12 protein-coding genes are annotated in these 17,822 nt (G+C 41.1%); 4 read left to right on the top strand and 8 right to left on the bottom strand.

Features of this window, described 5'->3' with window-relative positions; all coding sequences use genetic code 11:
• The first annotated feature begins 407 nt into the window (after positions 1-407).
• Positions 408-1,166, top strand: a complete 759-nt coding sequence (locus BFP71_RS14085; RefSeq protein WP_069836090.1) for an SGNH/GDSL hydrolase family protein — start codon at positions 408-410, stop codon at positions 1,164-1,166.
• 79 nt (positions 1,167-1,245) lie between these two features.
• Here the strand turns inward: BFP71_RS14085 and BFP71_RS14080 are convergent, their stop codons facing one another.
• The gene (locus BFP71_RS14080; RefSeq protein ID WP_088125043.1) at positions 1,246-3,975 is read right to left on the bottom strand and encodes a S9 family peptidase; all 2,730 of its coding nucleotides are present in this window, start codon (positions 3,973-3,975) and stop codon (positions 1,246-1,248) included.
• A 109-nt stretch (positions 3,976-4,084) separates the two neighbouring features.
• On the opposite strand from BFP71_RS14080, the gene BFP71_RS14075 reads away from it, so the two are divergent.
• Positions 4,085-7,240 carry a VPS10 domain-containing protein gene (locus tag BFP71_RS14075; protein WP_245701850.1) on the top strand — a complete coding sequence of 1,052 codons (3,156 nt, stop codon included), beginning with the start codon at positions 4,085-4,087 and terminating at the stop codon, positions 7,238-7,240.
• Between the two features lie 59 nt (positions 7,241-7,299).
• Here BFP71_RS14075 and BFP71_RS14070 read toward each other — a convergent pair whose 3' ends face one another.
• A complete protein-coding gene (locus BFP71_RS14070; protein ID WP_088125042.1) occupies positions 7,300-9,960 on the bottom strand; it encodes an FtsX-like permease family protein in 2,661 nt (886 codons plus the stop codon).
• Positions 9,903-10,238: a PadR family transcriptional regulator gene (locus BFP71_RS14065; protein ID WP_176723372.1), complete on the bottom strand. Its 336-nt coding sequence runs from the start codon at positions 10,236-10,238 to the stop codon at positions 9,903-9,905. Before BFP71_RS14065 ends, BFP71_RS14070 begins: the two co-directional genes overlap by 58 nt.
• 150 nt (positions 10,239-10,388) lie before the next feature.
• Between BFP71_RS14065 and BFP71_RS14060 the strand changes: the two genes are divergently transcribed.
• Positions 10,389-11,423 carry an AI-2E family transporter gene (locus tag BFP71_RS14060; protein ID WP_069836088.1) on the top strand — a complete coding sequence of 345 codons (1,035 nt, stop codon included), beginning with the start codon at positions 10,389-10,391 and terminating at the stop codon, positions 11,421-11,423.
• Positions 11,424-11,518: 95 nt separating this feature from the next.
• Here the strand turns inward: BFP71_RS14060 and BFP71_RS14055 are convergent, their stop codons facing one another.
• Positions 11,519-12,910, bottom strand: a complete 1,392-nt coding sequence (locus BFP71_RS14055; RefSeq protein WP_141719771.1) for a vanadium-dependent haloperoxidase — start codon at positions 12,908-12,910, stop codon at positions 11,519-11,521.
• Positions 12,911-13,110: 200 nt separating this feature from the next.
• Between BFP71_RS14055 and BFP71_RS14050 the strand changes: the two genes are divergently transcribed.
• Positions 13,111-13,596, top strand: a complete 486-nt coding sequence (locus BFP71_RS14050; RefSeq protein ID WP_069836086.1) for an Mpo1 family 2-hydroxy fatty acid dioxygenase — start codon at positions 13,111-13,113, stop codon at positions 13,594-13,596.
• 76 nt (positions 13,597-13,672) lie between these two features.
• On the opposite strand, the gene BFP71_RS14045 is transcribed toward BFP71_RS14050, so the two are convergent.
• From BFP71_RS14045 to BFP71_RS14030, 4 genes are read right to left on the bottom strand one after another with little or no spacing between them, the layout of a single operon-like run.
• Complete coding sequence (locus BFP71_RS14045) at positions 13,673-15,010, bottom strand: Gfo/Idh/MocA family protein (protein WP_069836085.1); 1,338 nt, start codon at positions 15,008-15,010, stop codon at positions 13,673-13,675.
• 12 nt (positions 15,011-15,022) lie between these two features.
• Entirely contained in the window at positions 15,023-15,760 is a 738-nt protein-coding gene (locus tag BFP71_RS14040; protein ID WP_222843487.1) for a 3-keto-disaccharide hydrolase, read from the bottom strand.
• Positions 15,761-15,765: 5 nt separating this feature from the next.
• Positions 15,766-16,383 carry a 3-keto-disaccharide hydrolase gene (locus BFP71_RS14035; RefSeq protein ID WP_069836084.1) on the bottom strand — a complete coding sequence of 206 codons (618 nt, stop codon included), beginning with the start codon at positions 16,381-16,383 and terminating at the stop codon, positions 15,766-15,768.
• 10 nt (positions 16,384-16,393) lie between these two features.
• Entirely contained in the window at positions 16,394-17,791 is a 1,398-nt protein-coding gene (locus BFP71_RS14030) for a Gfo/Idh/MocA family protein (protein ID WP_069836083.1), read from the bottom strand.
• Positions 17,792-17,822 lie beyond the last annotated feature (31 nt).

The raw sequence follows: 17,822 nt of genomic DNA, 5'->3' as shown, positions 1-17,822 counted from the left end.
CCAAATCTACTCAAAACAAGAGATATTATTCTTGATATTGACTATAATCTAGGTTGTAATTTTGTATTTCTAAACAACTATGCATGAACCTCAACCACCAACTCTATCTACAAGAGATGTCCTCCAAGGAGTAAGATCATAACTCCGCTTTTTGCTCACCAAAAAGCATCCCATATTAAGCCATAAAGCGCTTAAAGCATCAATGCATGCCTCACTTGATTGAGACATCTATCTAGATAGACATACTGGTACTATGCAATGGGTCAGGAATTCTAGAACTGCTTTTACAATTGACATCCCATTCACAGCAGCGGATTAAAAATCTTTCTAAAGGGTGGTAGGGTGTTTTGGGTTTAAGTGTATCTGATGGTGTAATCAGATTATTTGACACGCAAAACACTTAAAAAATGCAAAAACCATCATCAAAAAGCTTCGCAAAATTCGCGTTAATCCCCATTGTTATTTTTAGCATCTGCATTTTGGCCTGCGACAATGAAGGCGGAACTGAACCGAAAGCACCCAGCAGCTCCATTAATAAGATTTTACCATTAGGCGCTTCCCGAGTTGAAGGCGACCGGCCAGCTTATGAAAGCTATCGATACGAATTATGGAGAATGTTGACTGAGGCTAACTTTACTTTTGATTTTATTGGAACAGAAACCGATAACGCCTCTTATCCTAGTTTTAACGGCCTTGCTTTTGACAGAGATCACGAAGGCAGAGGTGGCATTACCTCAGGTGGAATAAGGAGTGGTTTGAGCAACTGGCTCAATGAACTAGGCTCCTCTCCTGACATTGTTCTTTTTAGCTCGCCTGGTGGAAATGATGGCATCAATGATTATGAGGGTTCTTTTGCTAATATAAACGCAATCATTGATATGCTTCAAGCTAACAATCCTAATGTGACCATATTGATAGAGTTGACGGCTCCACCATTAGTTGCTGAACAATCTACAGAGTTTTTAACTTTTTATAACCGTGCCTTAACAGATATTGCTGCTTTGGCGCAATCAGAATCCACTGCAACTTCTAAAGTCATTGCTGTAGATATGAGAACAGGTTTTACTGACAATTTCCTAGCCGATGATGTGCACTACAACACAGCAGGTGGAAGATTCATTGCAGAACGATATTTTCAGCAATTAGAAAGCCTATTAGAGCGATAGTTCTTCGTTTTGAGTAAGTCTAAAATGAATAAAAAAGGACTGTAGTGATCATAAAACTATCGCTACAGTCCTTCCAAGACTAATTGCCCTTTTCCATTACTTCTGGACCGATTCTCTTTTTGTCCAGGTGTCGCACTCCCTCTTTCATCCATAACGGCGCCTCAGCATCCATCAAGTAATGGTCGAAATATTGCTTCATGCGAATCTGGAAGTCTTTCTGATTGGCGAGTTTACCCAAATGATGCGGTTCATCAGGATAGGAAAGCAGAATCACCTCTTTACCCAATCTTCTGGCAGTCGAATAGTATTCAAGGCCTTGTACCCAGTCCACTGCACCATCGGCAGTACCATGTAAAATCATAAATGGGGTATTGATATTCTGTGCATGATGAATTGGAGACTGACTTCGGTATAATTCCATATTGTCCCAAGGGCTTACCCCCATTCTTCCTTGAGACCATTCTAGTATTGGGCCGTTTAAATTGCCCGTACGTTTGTAGGCTACATTGTACATACTGATCAAGTTAGTAAGTGGAGCGCCAGTCACTACACAAGCAAACATATCGGTTTGTGTAACAATAAATGATGACTCGTAACCTCCCCAGCTATGTCCCTGTAAACCAATTCGTTCTGGGTCTGCACAACCCATGTCTATTACGGCATTGGCAGCACTTGTTACATCATCTAATGCTGAAGAACCTGGTAACCCCACGTCATAGACAATATCTGGCATTAAGACAAGGTATCCGTTGCTCGCATAAGTAGACATATGAGGTCTATCATCATAAGTTGGCATAGAATATTGGTGATGCCTTTGCGACATTCGTTCATAGAAATAGATGACCATGGGGTACTTTTTACCTTCCTCATAATCAGCTGGCAATGTCAAGGTGCCTTGCAATTTGTGACCACGTTTATCGGTATAGTCTACCAAGACTCTTTTTCCCCATTTGTATTCCGATTGTTGCGGATTGGCGTTAGTAACCTGCTTTGGTCTTTTAAATGATAAATCAGAGACCCAATAATCTGGAAAATCAACAAAAGTTTGCTCAGTGTAGATCACGCGATCGGCATACTTTGCTTTTACTGGTCTGCCGATCATTTTGTCCTCGTATCTTAGTGCTTTTGGTTTCTTACCCAGTTTTACCTCATAGAAACCAGACTTTTTGGACCATTCTCCATAGGCTGAAAGTAATATTGGCTTCGACATATCGAAACCTTTGGCTTCAGGATCTAATTGCACTGCTCTAAAACGAATGCTTTCTTCATTACCTAAGCCATTTGTTAGGTTTATTGCCTCGGTACCATTTAAAGAAATGGCCCAGAGATCGAATTTATTATTGACCAAGGCCCATTTTCCATCTTTAGACCAACCGCCTATTCCGTATGTAGGCTTTTCTGTGGGCTTATCGAATTCTGTATTTAGAAAGCTGACATCCGCCTTTTTCGTTAGGTTGATTGTCTCTCCGCTCTCGAAGTTATAAACCATTAATTCAGCATTGGTGGAGAATGTTGCCCATTGTCCATTTGGCGAAATACCCGAATAGAAATAGTTGCGTCTTTTGATCAATCGCTTTTCACCCGTCTTTGTGTCTATGCTGTAAAGGTCTTCGAAACCCCGCGGGTTATTGACATCATCGCGATATGGTTTATCTTCTCTACCAACAGCCCAATTGGTCATGAGGTTGAAATTCACATTGGGCATATCGGCATTCGCAAGCTGAAAGAAAGCCTTATTTGAAAGGTTCAAAACGGCCAAATATGTAGATCTTCTATCTCGATTTGCACGGACAATCTGGGTAGATTGAACTTGCTCATCCTTCCAATGCCAAACATCAACATTAGCTTTAAGTAAATCATCTTTTTTAGGTTCCTGTTGCTGCTCTTTTACATATAAGAAGATTTGCCCGTCAGATTCATGCCAAACAGGTGCGCCAAACTCACTTATCACCATTTCCTTCGGAAAGTTGGCTGCTGAGGCTTCATAAGTGTTTTTATTAGCCGTTGACATACCTGTGGTCAAACCTGTCGCCCAGAAAAGCGCATTATCACGCTGCATATTCCCTTTTTCCTTATTTCCGTATAAGCTCAACACCTTGTCCCCAGCCTTATTCCAAGCCATTTGCGAATAGCTGAATGCGCCAGTGTGCAAAGGCCATCTTCGATTTGCCTTCAAATCCATTACATATAGACCATTGCCAACGTCTCCATCGGCATCTACTAGGTAAGCTATCAGCGTACCAGCTTTGTTAAACGCATAGCTAGAAACGTTACCGATGTTTGCGGTCACACCTTCATACAAATACATTAATATCAGATCGCTTCCACTATGTTCTGCCTTTCTATCAGCGGGGTTTTTGTGAACCGCTATAACCTTGGAATCCTTAGAAAACCGGTAAGACTTAGCATTCTTTACTTCCTGAGCTTCATTTGAGTTCAAGTCGATTATATGCAGATCACTTACGACTGGTTTTTTACTTGCCCTAAGTTTTTCAGCTTCCTTTTTGGCAGGATCTACCAAATAGGCCAGCCACTTACTGTCGTCTGAAAAAGCGATTTGTTTGGCGTTGATTGCCGTTCGAATAGTGTCACCTTCGATTTTTCTTACATGCAGTTGAGCATCACCTTCATTAGGTGCATAGGCATAAGTCATCCAGGTGCCATTCGGAGAAATAATGGCATTTCTAATGCGGTTCCACTGTTTATAGTCTTCTAAACTCAGCGCTTTTTTCTCTTGGCCAAAAGCTATGGCTCCAACAAAGAAAAACAGTAAACTGAATTGAAATGAACGTAGGTTGATCGTTTTCATAGTAGCATTTATGATTTAGCATTTTTAGCCCCTTCTATAGGGTTATTTTCAATATACTATTTATGCCAATTGCACCATGATGGTCTTTTAGGAATGGCAAACTTGTTTTATGAATTCACGAAATGCGACCATTGGCATAATCGATTTCCGTCAAGCAGATAAGATTTTGTATTTTTCAATTCAACCTTATCTCATACCGATGAAAACTAAGCAATCTTACCTGCTCGCTTTCTTGAGCATTATTCTATTCTATTCTTCAGAAGATATTTCAGCCCAAAATACAGACCCGGTAGACCCAACATTCTATCAAGGTTATTCTTGGAGAAACATTGGCCCACAGCGCGGTGGGCGGTCTTTAGGAGCTGCTGGTAGCCCTGGCAGACCTAATGAATATTACTTTGGTGCTACAGGTGGTGGACTCTGGAAAACTACTGATGGTGGTAATGAGTGGTTCCCGGTGACAGATGGTCAAATAACTTCTTCTAGTATTGGTGCTGTAGCCGTGGCCGAAACCAACCCAGACATTGTATATATCGGCGGTGGTGAAACCCAGCTTCGTGGTAGTATTACGCAAGGTGACGGTGTTTACAAAACCACAGATGGCGGTAAAACTTGGAGACATCTAGGTTTAAAAGAAACTCAGGCCATTTCCAGAATCAGGGTTCACCCGACTAATCCGAATATAGTTTATGTGGCCGCACTTGGTCACGTCTATGGAGATAATGAGGAAAGAGGTGTCTTTAGATCAAAAGATGGCGGCAATACTTGGGAAAAGGTGCTTTACGTAAGCGATAAAGCTGGTGCGGCTGACTTAATCATTGATAAGACTAATCCTGATGTGCTCTATGCTTCAACTTGGCAGGTATACCGGAAAGCATGGAAAATGTGGGGCGGTGGACCTGATTGTAAGCTTTGGAAGTCTTTAGACGGTGGAGATACTTGGGTAGACTTGACAAAAAATCCTGGGATGCCCGAGGGCCCAATTGGGAAAATTGGTGTTACGGTTTCTCCAGTTGATCCGAATAGAGTTTGGGCAGTAGTAGAAGCTAATGAAGGCGGGATTTTCCGTTCTGATGATGCGGGTTGGACCTGGAAACGTGTGAATTCTGAAAGAAAACTAAGACAACGCGCTTTCTATTACTCAAGAATCTATGCCGATCCACAGGATAAGGATGTGGTTTATGGCCTGAATGTGAATTTTTGGAAGTCAACCGATGGTGGAGAAACCTTCGACATTAGAATTAGGCCTCCCCATGGCGATCACCATGACCTTTGGATAGACCCAAATGATCCGAATAGAATGATCAGTGCCAATGATGGTGGTGGTACCGTGACAATCAATGGCGGACAATCTTGGACAGAACAAGATTATACAACAACACAATTTTATCACGTCATGACCACTAGCGATGTACCATATCATGTCGCTGGTGCCCAACAAGATAATAGTACACTTGCTATGCCAAGCGACGGCTGGCGACATATGCTAGGTCGTGGCCCTGGCCATGGCTGGCACTATCCTGTAGGTGGTGGAGAAAGTGGCTGGATTACTCAGAGTCCTACCGATCCTGATGTTTTCTACGCTGGTAGTCAAGGCGCCTTACTCACCCGCTATAATCGAAAAACAGGACAAAGACGAGACATTCAGGTTTACCCTAGATTCTTTTCAGGCGAACCGTCAAGTGCCTTGCCAGAAAGGTGGCAATGGACCTTCCCTATCATGTTTTCTCCTAAAGATCCTTCTATCATGTACACTACCTCTCAGCATGTATGGAAAACCACCAATGATGGACAGACTTGGGAGAAAATCAGTCCAGATTTAACCTATGCAGATCCAGAAACGCTCGGCGAAACGGGGGGTATTATCACCAAGGATATGAACGGGCCAGAAATTTATGCTACTGTATTTGCCTTAGCACCTTCTAATCACGATGTAAATACCATTTGGGCTGGTTCGGATGATGGTAAAATGCACATCACAAGAAATGGCGGAAAAAGATGGACGGATATTACGCCGAAAGATTTACCGAAATATTCTCGAATTAGCATTATCGATGAAAGTAAGTTCAATCCTGGCACCCTTTATCTTGCTGCTAACCGTTACCAAGTAGATGATCGGGAACCTTATGTATTCAAGACAACTGATTATGGTAAAACTTGGACAAAAATAATCGATGGTATTGCTCCAGGCCATTTTGCAAGAGCTATTCGCGAAGATTTACAGAAACCAGGCCTGCTTTATTTAGCCACAGAACACGGCGTATATGTATCATTTAATGACGGTGCCAAATGGCAGTCATTACAACTTAACCTACCCGATACGCCGATTCGAGACCTTGTATTGAGAGATGATGACGTTGTATTAGGATCTCATGGACGCGGATTCTGGATTTTAGATGATATTCGACCATTTAGAGAAGCAGCAAAGATTAATGCAGAAAATAAGGTCACCCTTTTCAAACCAGCCAATCCTATTCGGGGCATCTATAATGCCACAATTCAATATTATCTGCCAGAACAAGCCGATAGTGTGAAAATAGAAATAATGGATGCTCAGGGTCAATTAATAAAATCCTTCACGGGAAACAAGCCCAATGGAAGAAGTAATATTCCTACAACGGCCAAGGGACTTAATACCTTCACTTGGGATTTAAGGTATCCTGGTGCAACTGTTTTTGATGGTATGATTATTTGGAGTGCCAGGCCACAAAGTGGACCAACTGCACCGATTGGTAACTATAAAGTGAGAATGACCCACGGCGGAGAAACATTCATGACTGATTTTGACATAGAAATGAATCCAAATCTGGAGGGTATCACTGCGGAAGACCTACAATTGCAATTTGATCTATGTGTAGATATTCGAGATAAAACATCTGAAGCCAATGAGGCGGTTATTCTGATCAGAAAAATTCGCAAACAAGCGACAGGGTTTGCCGCTGGAACAAATAGTCAAGTGAGCGCAGCGATTAGCAGCATGCTTGAAAAGTTAACGGTTATCGAAGAGGATTTGTACCAAGTGAAGAATCAGAGCCCTCAAGACCCATTGAACTTCCCGATCAAATTGAATAATAGGTTAGCGTCGTTAAGGAGAAGCGTTCAGGGTGGTCAGTCAAAACCTACTGATGCTGCTTATGTCGTATTCGATGAGTTAAAAAAGGAATTAAAGGGTCATTTAGATAAAATGGACGCTATTCTGAAGACTGATTTAAAGAAAGTCAATCAAATGCTTGCAAGCCAAAATAAGGCGATCAAAATAGATTAAATCATTCAAAAATCGGCCGAGCAACTGGCAATATTCAAGTCAGTTGCTCGGCCTTTTTATTACTCATTTCTTAAAGTGGTCACTGGGTTATTTGTAGCAGCTCTAATGGACTGATAACTCACCGTGAGGATGGTTATGGCCAAAGCGATTAGACCTGATAAGATATACGTCTCGGCCGATAATTCGATGCGATAAGCGAACCCTTCTAACCATAAAGACATAGCGTACCTACCCACAGGTATCGAAACTGCCAATGAAATTAGTACCAGCTTAGCGAAATCATTGGTCATCAATAGAAAAAGCTTGGCTACTGATGCCCCAAGCACTTTTCGAATACCTACCTCCTTCTTTCGCTGCTCTACAGCATAAGAAACTAGTCCAAAAAGCCCCATGCAGGAAATTATAATCGCTAAAACCGCAAAATAAGTAGAAAGCTTTTTTGTGCGTTCTTCTGCCACGTATAGCTCACTAAAATCTTGTTCCAGAAAACCATAATTAAAGGATTTACTAGGGAAAACCTCTCCCCATTTTTTCTCTACTGTTTTAATGACGTCTCCAGCATAAGCGTCTTCATATTTGATTAATGCCAACCCAAGATCCTTTCTATGCAAAATCACCAAAGGTTCAATTTCGGTATGAATTGATTTAAAATTAAAGTCCTTAATCACACCTACGATGCGTCTATCGCCATAGGCACTCATCGTTTTGCCAACTGGATCATCCATGCCCATGAGTGCTTTTGCCTTCTCGTTAATCAAAACCGCAGCGGTATCGGTGTACAGAAAGTCCCTGCCTTCTAAAATGGTCATATCCATTGTTTTCACATAGTTATGGTCCATACCCATAAAATGGATCAAAACGGTTTCATCTTGATTTTTACCTGGCCAATTAAATCCAGCAGAACTTGAATAGACACGGTTTGGATGACGATTTGAAACTCCAACACCAACAATTCCTGGTTGATTTCTTACCTCATCAGCAAATAACTGTGCCTTGGCAGGATCGACTGGCAAATACATTGTATTATCTCGGTCATAACCCAAATCTGCCCCTTGAATAAAGCTCAATTGTTTATAAACTGTCAGTGTTCCGATGATTAGAATTACAGAGATGGCAAACTGAAAAACAACTAAGACTTTCCTAAAACCAGCACCCTGCTTGACCGAAATCGACTGTGTATTTAGGGTTAAAATAGGTTTTATTGAACTTAAAAACAGCGCAGGATAACTCCCGGAAACTATCCCAGTAAAAAAAGCGACTCCGAAGATTCCCAACAGTATTAACCCTACAGAGCCATCCTGAGCTATCGCCACTAGGTCGAATTCCTTATTTGTTAGCGCATTGAAAGTAGGGAGCAAAAGTGCGACAACCCCAATAGATAGCATTACTGCAATTATAGACAGCAAGACAGACTCACTCAGAAACTGAAAGATCAACTGTTCTTTACGTGCACCGATAGTTTTTCTTAAACCAACTTCTTTTGCCCTTTTCTCCGATTTTGCGGTTGACAAGTTCATAAAGTTGATGCATGAAATAATCAATATGAAAATTGCAACAACAGAGAAAGTCTGAACATAAAGCAAGGTACCTTTACGCTGAACTTCAACTACAAAATCAACGGTACCTAAGTAAATATCTGTGAGGGGCTGAAGGTATATATCAACCACCGAACCCTCATTGTTCTTTTTAATATGGCCAATGACCTTATCATTGATATGCTCTAAATTGGTTCCTTCGCCCAGTTGGACATAAGTATAAAGCGTATTACTATCCCAGTTACTACCACGCTCTGGGTCTTCTGAGATAATCTTCTCAATGTTTACGATATAGTAGAAATCCAAATGCGAATTTTTGGGGACATCTGCGATTACGGCAGATACAATGAATTCTTCCCCGTCTAACTTGAGCCCTTTACCAATTGGATTTTGATCGGTAAAATACTTTTTAGCCAAAGTTTCGGTAAGAATTAAGGTGTTTAGATTCGCTTTGAAGTCTTTAACACTACCAGTCAAAACTTCGAAGCTAAACATATCGAAAAAGTCTTCGTCTACCCTAATTCCATCATATTCGATGATTTCACGCCCATCCTGTTCGAAGATAAAGTCCTCAAAAACTATTCTAGTGAATTTCTCTACCTCTGGATAATCTGTTTTCAAAGATGGACCCAATGCATACGGCGTAACGGCTACTGGAAATACAGGCTCACCTGCATAATATTGGTTCTCTACCACACGGTAAAGCTCATTTTTGTGTTCATGGAACTCGTCGAAACTTAGTTCATCATTTACGAATAAGCCAATGAGTAGTACAATGGAAAGACCGGCTGTAAGACCAAATACATTGACAAATGAATAGAATTTGTGCTTGACGAAATTCCTGAAGGCTATTTTAAGATAATTTTTGAGCATGGTGGTATTGATAAATTGATTGTTTGATATTGGTCTTTGACTCCTGTAAGCTTCTTGAGCCATGGGTTTAATATCCCCAAATTGCTCAACGGCATGATTAAAAGCGGCTTCCTCGCTTTTCCCATCCGCTATTAAATCATCAATATGATCTCGCAGATGTAACTCCATTTCTCGGATAGCCCCTTCATGAAATGCACGGTGCTTCCGAAATTCCTTTAACCAAAGTTTGATTGATCGTTCGAGATTAAAACTGCTCATTTCGATGGCGCTATTCCCCAAACCTGCTCTAGCAATGAGTTGACCTGTGTCCATTGCTGCTGCTCCAATAAGAGTTCTTGTTTCCCCTTTTCCGTGATATGATAGTATTTCCTTGGCCTTGAATTATCGGCCATTATCCACTCCGATCGAATGAACCCTTCCTTTTCGAGTTTATGCAAAACGGGGTAAAGCATTCCATCCGACCATTTCATAGTCCCATTTGATAACTCTTTGATCTTCTTGATGATTAAGTAGCCATAGCTACTCCCTTGTTTTAATACCCCAAGAATAATTGGTCTTGTTGAGGCTGCAGTGAGGTTTTTAGATATCATGATTTTCTATATACTTTGTTATTCTATGTATAGACTTTAGAAGGAAAGAATGGTTGCACAGCTATCGTAAAAAAAATGAAATCAACCAAAACGTCTTTTCAATAGCGCGTATTGGCGATTAAATTGTAGCTAATTGCTTATTATTGATCTATGAAAAAGTTAGCCTATAGTGCTATCGGTTTAGCAGGCGTTCTCGCCTTACTGATTTATGCCGAAAGTATATTAATCCCTTTAGTCTTCGGTGTAATTCTCTGGTACCTCGGTACTTCTATGAAACAACTCGCTAGAAAGATTCCAGTTGTTGGACAGAAGCTAAATACCACCATGGTTAACGTTCTCGTCTTTGTAATCTTGGTAGTCGGCTTTGCTGGTTTATCGAAATTGATTACCAGTAGTATTGATTCTTTATTAATCTCCTATGAAAGTTATAAAGTAAACATTAACAGTCTCTTAGATAAGGTCAATGAAACTTTCAGTATAAATATTCAAGAACAATTTAACACGGCACAAGAAGGCTTCGATTACGGCGATACCTTGAGTGGTATAGCAAGTTCTATTTCGGGTATTTTGGGAGATGCCATCATCATATTAGTCTATGCGGCGTTTATGTTTTCAGAAGAAGCTAGCTTCAAAAACAAGCTTACCAAAATGTTTACGACGCCAGATGAAGAGTCTCGTGCCATGAACATCTTAAACAGAATCAGCACTTCTTTCGGCGACTATATTAGGCTTAAAACCTATGTCAGTTTACTCACGGGAGTTGTTGGCTATGTGTTTTTAGCGATCATGGGTGTTGATTCGCCCTTTTTCTGGGCCCTGTTAATGTTCCTGTTAAATTATATCCCAACGATCGGGTCGCTTGTTGCCACACTCTTTCCGGCGGTATTTAGTCTCATGCAGTTTGGCGAATTCACCCCTTTCCTCATTATTCTTGTCGGTTTAGGTGTTATAGAATGGGTCATAGGAAATGTGATTGAGCCTAAAGTGATGGGTAATTCACTTAATCTAAGCCCATTAGTGACAATTTTAGCTTTGATCGTTTGGGGCCAAATTTGGGGTATAACGGGTATGCTTTTAAGTACACCAATTACAGTCGTTATGGTGATCGTGTTTTCTCAGTTTCCAAAAACTAAGCGTGTCGCGATCATGCTTTCTCAGAATGGAGATATTGAACCAGCGACTTAGTTTGGCTCTTGGTTGAAATTTAAATGCTCAAAGCGATTATCTCGTCGAAAAATAATCACCTTGAGCAAATAGACTGAAACTGTTCTTACCTCCTACTAAAAACTATCCGACAATAAGTTCCAATTGTTTACTGCATCTGAAATTTCATAACCTAGTCTTAGGCCTTCTTCACAATCCATACTTACGTGAACACCTAATGGTACCCTTGAAAAAGCATTTTCATAGGCCATATGTGAAAATGTAGAGAAGGTTCTTGGTTCACTTTGAAATTCCGTTCTTCCTTCATGGGTTCTATCCGTAAAGCTTGTAGCGTCGCCAAATGCATCGATAAATAGTCCTGCAGCTGCAGAAGCGAACGTAGAATGACCTGAAGGATAACCCGGAAAGCTAGGATTTGGCCAATCGACAAGCCTAAACAAATTAGTTTGGAAGTCTTCATCGATAAACTCGTGGATATAAACGTTTGGTCTCATGACCATGTAGTCATATTTGTATTTCCAAGCCGAAACTGCCGCATCATTTAATGAAAAACCAAGTTTTAAATACAGCGCAAGCGTTTCATCTAGAGACAAATCATATTGCACGATAAGCTGATTAGCGATGGCAAATTGCCTAGCCGGTGGGCTGATCATAAGGCCTTCCACATCATCACTCCAAAACTCTGCTATCCAAAGTTGTTCTCCCTGATCTGCTCTAGCGGCATTGTTTACCGTATAAACTTCCATCATCTGGGCATAGTAATCACTCCCCTCGTCTTCACTGTATTCAATTGGAGCTACGGTGGTAGTTTCATCTGGCTTTATGACAAAAGTCCTTACAGTTTCTCCCCAATAGGGGTATAAAGCACGCTCTGGCTCAGCCGAGTAAGTCCAGAATCCATCACCGGTCGGTGGTTCATATGACGTAGGTTGTGGATCTAATATTTGCTCCTCGGCGTCATCATCGCTTAGGCTGTAAGAGATGACTTGGTCTGCTACATAATTACCCCACTCCTGCGAAGCCAACAGCAACTCTTCTGAAACATCAGCTGAAAGTTGCCCCTCAATTTCGGTTTCAAGTACTTCGATCTCACTCGTCAAATTTTCAGGCACCTTGATCAGAAAGTGATCAATGGCTCTTGAAAAAGCAGTATTTAGGGCAATCTGGAAATTCACCTCATCTGCTCTTTCGCTATCTCTAATTCTTAGTCCTCTGAGTCTAGCGTCATTAGAAATGTAATTTTCCATTCCGGGAACAGCGGTCTCATAAGCCGTCAGGTAGATGTACGCAAGTGCTCTGGCCGAGCCATTAGGCCTTCCTTGTGAATATTGTTCTAGCCGTAACATTAAGTCCGTCCATTCATGAGCAATACCGTTGCCAGTTATAGAAATATCCTCGCTTTGAGAATCGTCAATTCCATCAATTATTTCTTCGTCATTGTTACAGCCTTGTATAACAAAAGCTAATGACATGATTAGGGAGAGTAAAGTTAATTTTGCCTTCTTCATTGTTCTTAGTTTTAGTGAAACATTGAACTTTTCCGTCTTAGTATTCAAGTCCAATACTTTTGATCATTGTTGTTGAGATGACGAAGTCTTATGGGATACACCCAACCCCCTCTTCGAATTATTTTGGAATTTGTATGATTAATAGATTTTCACTAAATCAGTATTGTGAATAGACTCACAGATAAATTTTAAACTCTGTTATGCGAAAAATTGACCAACTTTTAGGGGAATATGGCGAGAGCCATCAGACTAAGTTTAATCGAATTGTACACTATTTCTGCGTACCAGCGATATTTTTGAGCTTAATTGGCCTATTCGCAGGAATTGCTTTACCTGCGGCAGTTCAAGATATTCTTCCTGAAAGTTTTAGACCTTTTGCTCATGTAGGAAGTGTAATAATTGTACTGGGTCTGGTTTATTATCTAAGACTTTCAGTGATTTTGTTCTTGAGTATGCTCGTGTTTTCAACATTGGTTCTTTTGGCTATCCAACAGGTGGTCTTGTTAGATATAGCGCCTTTGTGGATCGTTATGTTGGCCATTTTTGTAATTGCTTGGATAGTACAATTCATTGGGCATAAACATGAGGGTAAAAAACCTTCCTTTCTAAAAGATGTACAGTTTTTAATGATCGGTCCCGCATGGACCATGAGTCATTTGTTCGATGCCTTGAAAATCAAATTTTAGGCTTTTTGACGCATAAAAAAACATCCTAAATCATGTTCATTAGGATGTTTCTGGATATTCTAAACTATTTATTTTTCTAGAACTCTCTGTAAGGAGAATTCAAAAATTCATTGGCTTCCTTTTCGTCAAAAAGAGACGTTTCATTATTCCAGTGCAGTTTTTTGTTCGGGAATCTACCGGCAATTACACCCAACAGAATGGTTTCTGTCAACCTAGCGGAATATGTAAAAGGCGCTGTGCACTCTCCTTTTCCAAGGCAGGCATCGACAAACTGATGATAATGCTTTTCACCTTCAGGTCCATAATCTCTTACTGGCTCACCCAAACGATCGGCCTTAGGTATGATGTTCATATCGATATCCTGATATTTACCCTTGACGATTAACCTTGGCAATTGCATAAAATGAGGCAATAAGAGTCTTCCTTTCTCACCTATAAACATGGCGCCTTGATCTGGTAGTGATTCTTTATCAGGTAAACGCAGGTCTTTGTGTTTTTTTGGCGCATCTACACCATCATACCAAACCCATTTCAAATATTTATCGGTGTATTTGGTCCCTGGGAATTTATAGGTAACCGTGTTATTTTCTGGAAAGCCAAAACCAGTTGGTTTACGGCACTTATTTTGGATAGTAAGCGGTATATCCAAGGCCAAGGCATTATAAGGTGTATCAAAAATGTGTACGCCCATATCTCCCAATGTACCACATCCGTAGTCTAAAATTTTACGCCAATTACCAGGGTGATACATGTTCTCCTTGTAAGCACGTTCTTTGGCTGTGCCCAACCATAAATCCCAATTCAAATGATCTGGTACTTGGTCAGCTCCTTCGGGAGCAGGGCCGTCGTAACCCCAGTTCTTTGGAGACCAAGCTCTTACCGTCTTTACTTTCCCTATGATCCCAGCTTGGATTAAAAGTGTGGCTAGTTTATAGTCATAAAACGAGTGAACTTGAATACCCATTTGCGTAATTAAGTTCTTTTCTTCAGCCATTTTTCGCATGGCGCGAGCTTCTGAAACATGATGTGTCAGTGGTTTTTGACAATAAACAGGTTTATTCATTTCCATAGCCATGATGGAGGCTGGTGCATGGGTATGATCTGGCGTAGATACGATTACCGCATCAATCTGATCGCCCATTTCCTTTAGCATTTCACGGTAATCTGCAAATACCTTAGCATTCGGGTGCCTTTTTTGTGCCACCGCAAGATTCTTAGCGTCTACATCACAGAGGGCAGTAACTTCCACTGCTTCGTGCGACGAAATAGACTTTAAATCTTCCATTCCCATACCTCCAACACCAATGTGGGCAGTTCTTAATTTGTCGGCCTTGGCGTATTTCCATATCGAAGTAGGTAAAACTGATGCTGAGGTAAGAATTGCTGCGCTTTTTAAGAATTCTCTCTTATTCATTTTTAGGAAGGTTTACAGTTTGCGGATTTTAATGTTCTTGAACCAAAGTGGGCTATCGTGATCTTGGAGTCCAATATACCCAGTTTTGAATTTGGCATAGTCAGGATAGTCTTTCCACTTACCAGCAGCTTTTCGCTCATACCAATCCTCTGTCCATGGCTTAAATGATAGCACTTTCTTTCCATTGAGCCAGTGTTCCACTAATTCTGGTGTAAACTTGATTCTTGTGGTATTCCATTCGCCAGCTGGTTTGACAATTTTCACCTTATTATCTGGCGTGTGCATGGCATAATCTGCCGCTGTTTTTTGCCATTCGGCTAATGTCGCATTATTGATTTCTTCCCATTGTAAGTCATCAAGCAATTGATATTCTGGAGAAACTTCTGGAGGACCTGAATAACCTTCTTTTAAATGATAAAAAACGCCACTATTGCCTCCAGGGGGTAGTTTCCACTCAAGATACAATTCGAAATTATCGAATTCTTCGGCACCGTAAATTATGTCTTTACCACCGCTATGCTCTGATTCTAGCTTTTTCTCTGTGTCAAAGGTCAGGGCACCATCTTTTATAACCCATTGTTCGGGTAATTTATCGCCATTATAAGCGCGCCAACCCTCTGTAGATGTGCCATCAAACAAATAGATCCAATCATCTTCCTGATTTTCCGAAGTGGCCTGACAGCCTAAAAAGCCTAATAAGGCAGCACTAAAAAAGGTGATTCCGAAGCGTTTAATCATTATTCTACTCATGTCTTCTATTTTTCAGCGTTGATAGGTGTTAATTCTAAATTTCTCCACCGCACTTTTATTCCACCACCATCATGTATTTGTAAGGCTACTGAACCCTTTCCTTGGCCGATTTTTTCATCTTCCAGTGTGATCATTTCTTTTCCGTTAAGCCATGTAGTAATCTGATCGCCTACTACTCTTATTTTCATTTTATTCCATTCGCCCATTTTTAAGGCCTTATCCTTTTCTGGTGCTGGCTGAATGAGCCAACCTCTACCATAAGATTCATAGATTCCTCCTGTATTACTGCCAGGTGGGGCAACTTCTACCTGCCAACCACTTACTTTAGTGCCCTCTACAGTACTCCTAATAAATACACCGCTATTGCCATTAGATTCTTGAAGAAACTCCAGGTTAAGTTCAAAATCATCGTAGAACTCGTTAGTAGAAAGGTATCCATATTGAGCACTGGGGCCGCTTTCGCAAACCAATTCACCATTTTCCACATACCATTTTTCCTCTCCATGATTAGTCCAGCCGTCAAGATTTTGACCATTAAAAAGTGTGATGGTATTTGACTGGGACATACAGCCCACTAGGGATATGGCTAACAGTACAATTAGCACTTCAAATTTCAATTTCATAGGACAGATTTTAAGCAATAATATTTAATGGGTCAGTAGTTTCCCAACTCCCACGCGTAAAGTCAGGGAATGCTTGGGGTGCACCTCCGTTTGCCACAGAAGCTTCACTTAATGGACTTACAGCACTCCAAAAACAACCTTCGTACATATTTTGGTCAAGCGGTAGACCATTTCTTAAGCACTCCACTATTCTATATACCATTAGGCCGTCCATTCCGCCGTGGCCACTTTCTCGCGTAACAGCGCTCAATCTTTTGTAGAGTGGATGATCGTACTTTTCATACATAGCAGCTAAGCCTTCTCCTTGTGCCCATTGATGGTGACTATTCGTTGCACCTTCTACGCCTCCTTCTAAAGCTACACGCGTTGGAAAACCAGCCAATGTGCCTTTAGTACCTTGAATGAGGTTATGCCTCGAATATGGACGCGGACTGGTCTCGTCCCACTGTACCATAATGGTGCGGCCAAGGTTTGTTTTGATAATAGAAGTGTTCAGGTCTCCTCCTTTATATTCTAGTTGGTTCCATTTATGATCCGATGGATAGTTCTTTTCGGCATACATGGCTCTTCCCATAGAAGGTGTAGAAAAAGAAACCAATGTCTTAAATGTATCATCAGTCCGGCCAAGGTTCATGTATTGCGCTACTGGACCTAAGCCGTGAGTCGGATAAAGATTTCCGTTTCGTTTTGCATAGTGATGGGTTCTCCATGAACCTGTTCCTCTTTCTTGTTCTTCCATCTGAAAGCGGAGTTCATGGATATAAGCTGCTTCGGCGTGTAACGGAGTACCGATTACCCCTAACCTGCACATATTTAGAAACATCAACTCATCGCGACTGTAGTTCACATTTTCCATCATCATGCAGTGCTTCTGCGTACTTTCAGAAGTGTTGACTATGTCCCACATTTCTTCAAGCGTTACGGCTATTGGCACCTCTACAAAAGCATGTGCACCTTTTTTCATGGCTTCAATAGCCATTGGCGCGTGATTTTTCCAATTGGTACAGATAAATACGACGTCTGGCTTTACTTCTTCCAGCATCACTTTCCATTTATCTTCACCTCCGAAGTATGTAGCGATATTGGTATGCCGCTGTCCTTTTCCTACGTCTTCGCAGTACTTCTTTTCCTTCATGACTAAATCCTCATAGAGGTCGGAAATTGCGACAATTTCGGTGCCTTCCAGTTTAGAAAGAAATCTCAAATGACCAGGTCCTCGGGCTCCAACACCAATGGATGCTACTCTGATGGTTTCCAATTTTGGTGCAGCAAAACCGCCCATATATTGTGCATTGGCTGCTCGTTCTTGTTGCTCATCGGAACAACTGGGTATGGTGGCCAGTGCGGCTATTCCAGCAGCGGATAGAGACGATTTCTTAATGAAACTTCTTCTATTCAGGTTCTTCATGTAGTCGTAAATTAAGGTCTTATAATTTAGT

This window comes from Roseivirga misakiensis, assembly GCF_001747105.1.
Classification (GTDB): Bacteria; Bacteroidota; Bacteroidia; order Cytophagales; family Cyclobacteriaceae; genus Roseivirga; species Roseivirga misakiensis.
This window is presented reverse-complemented; position numbering and strand designations above follow the sequence as displayed.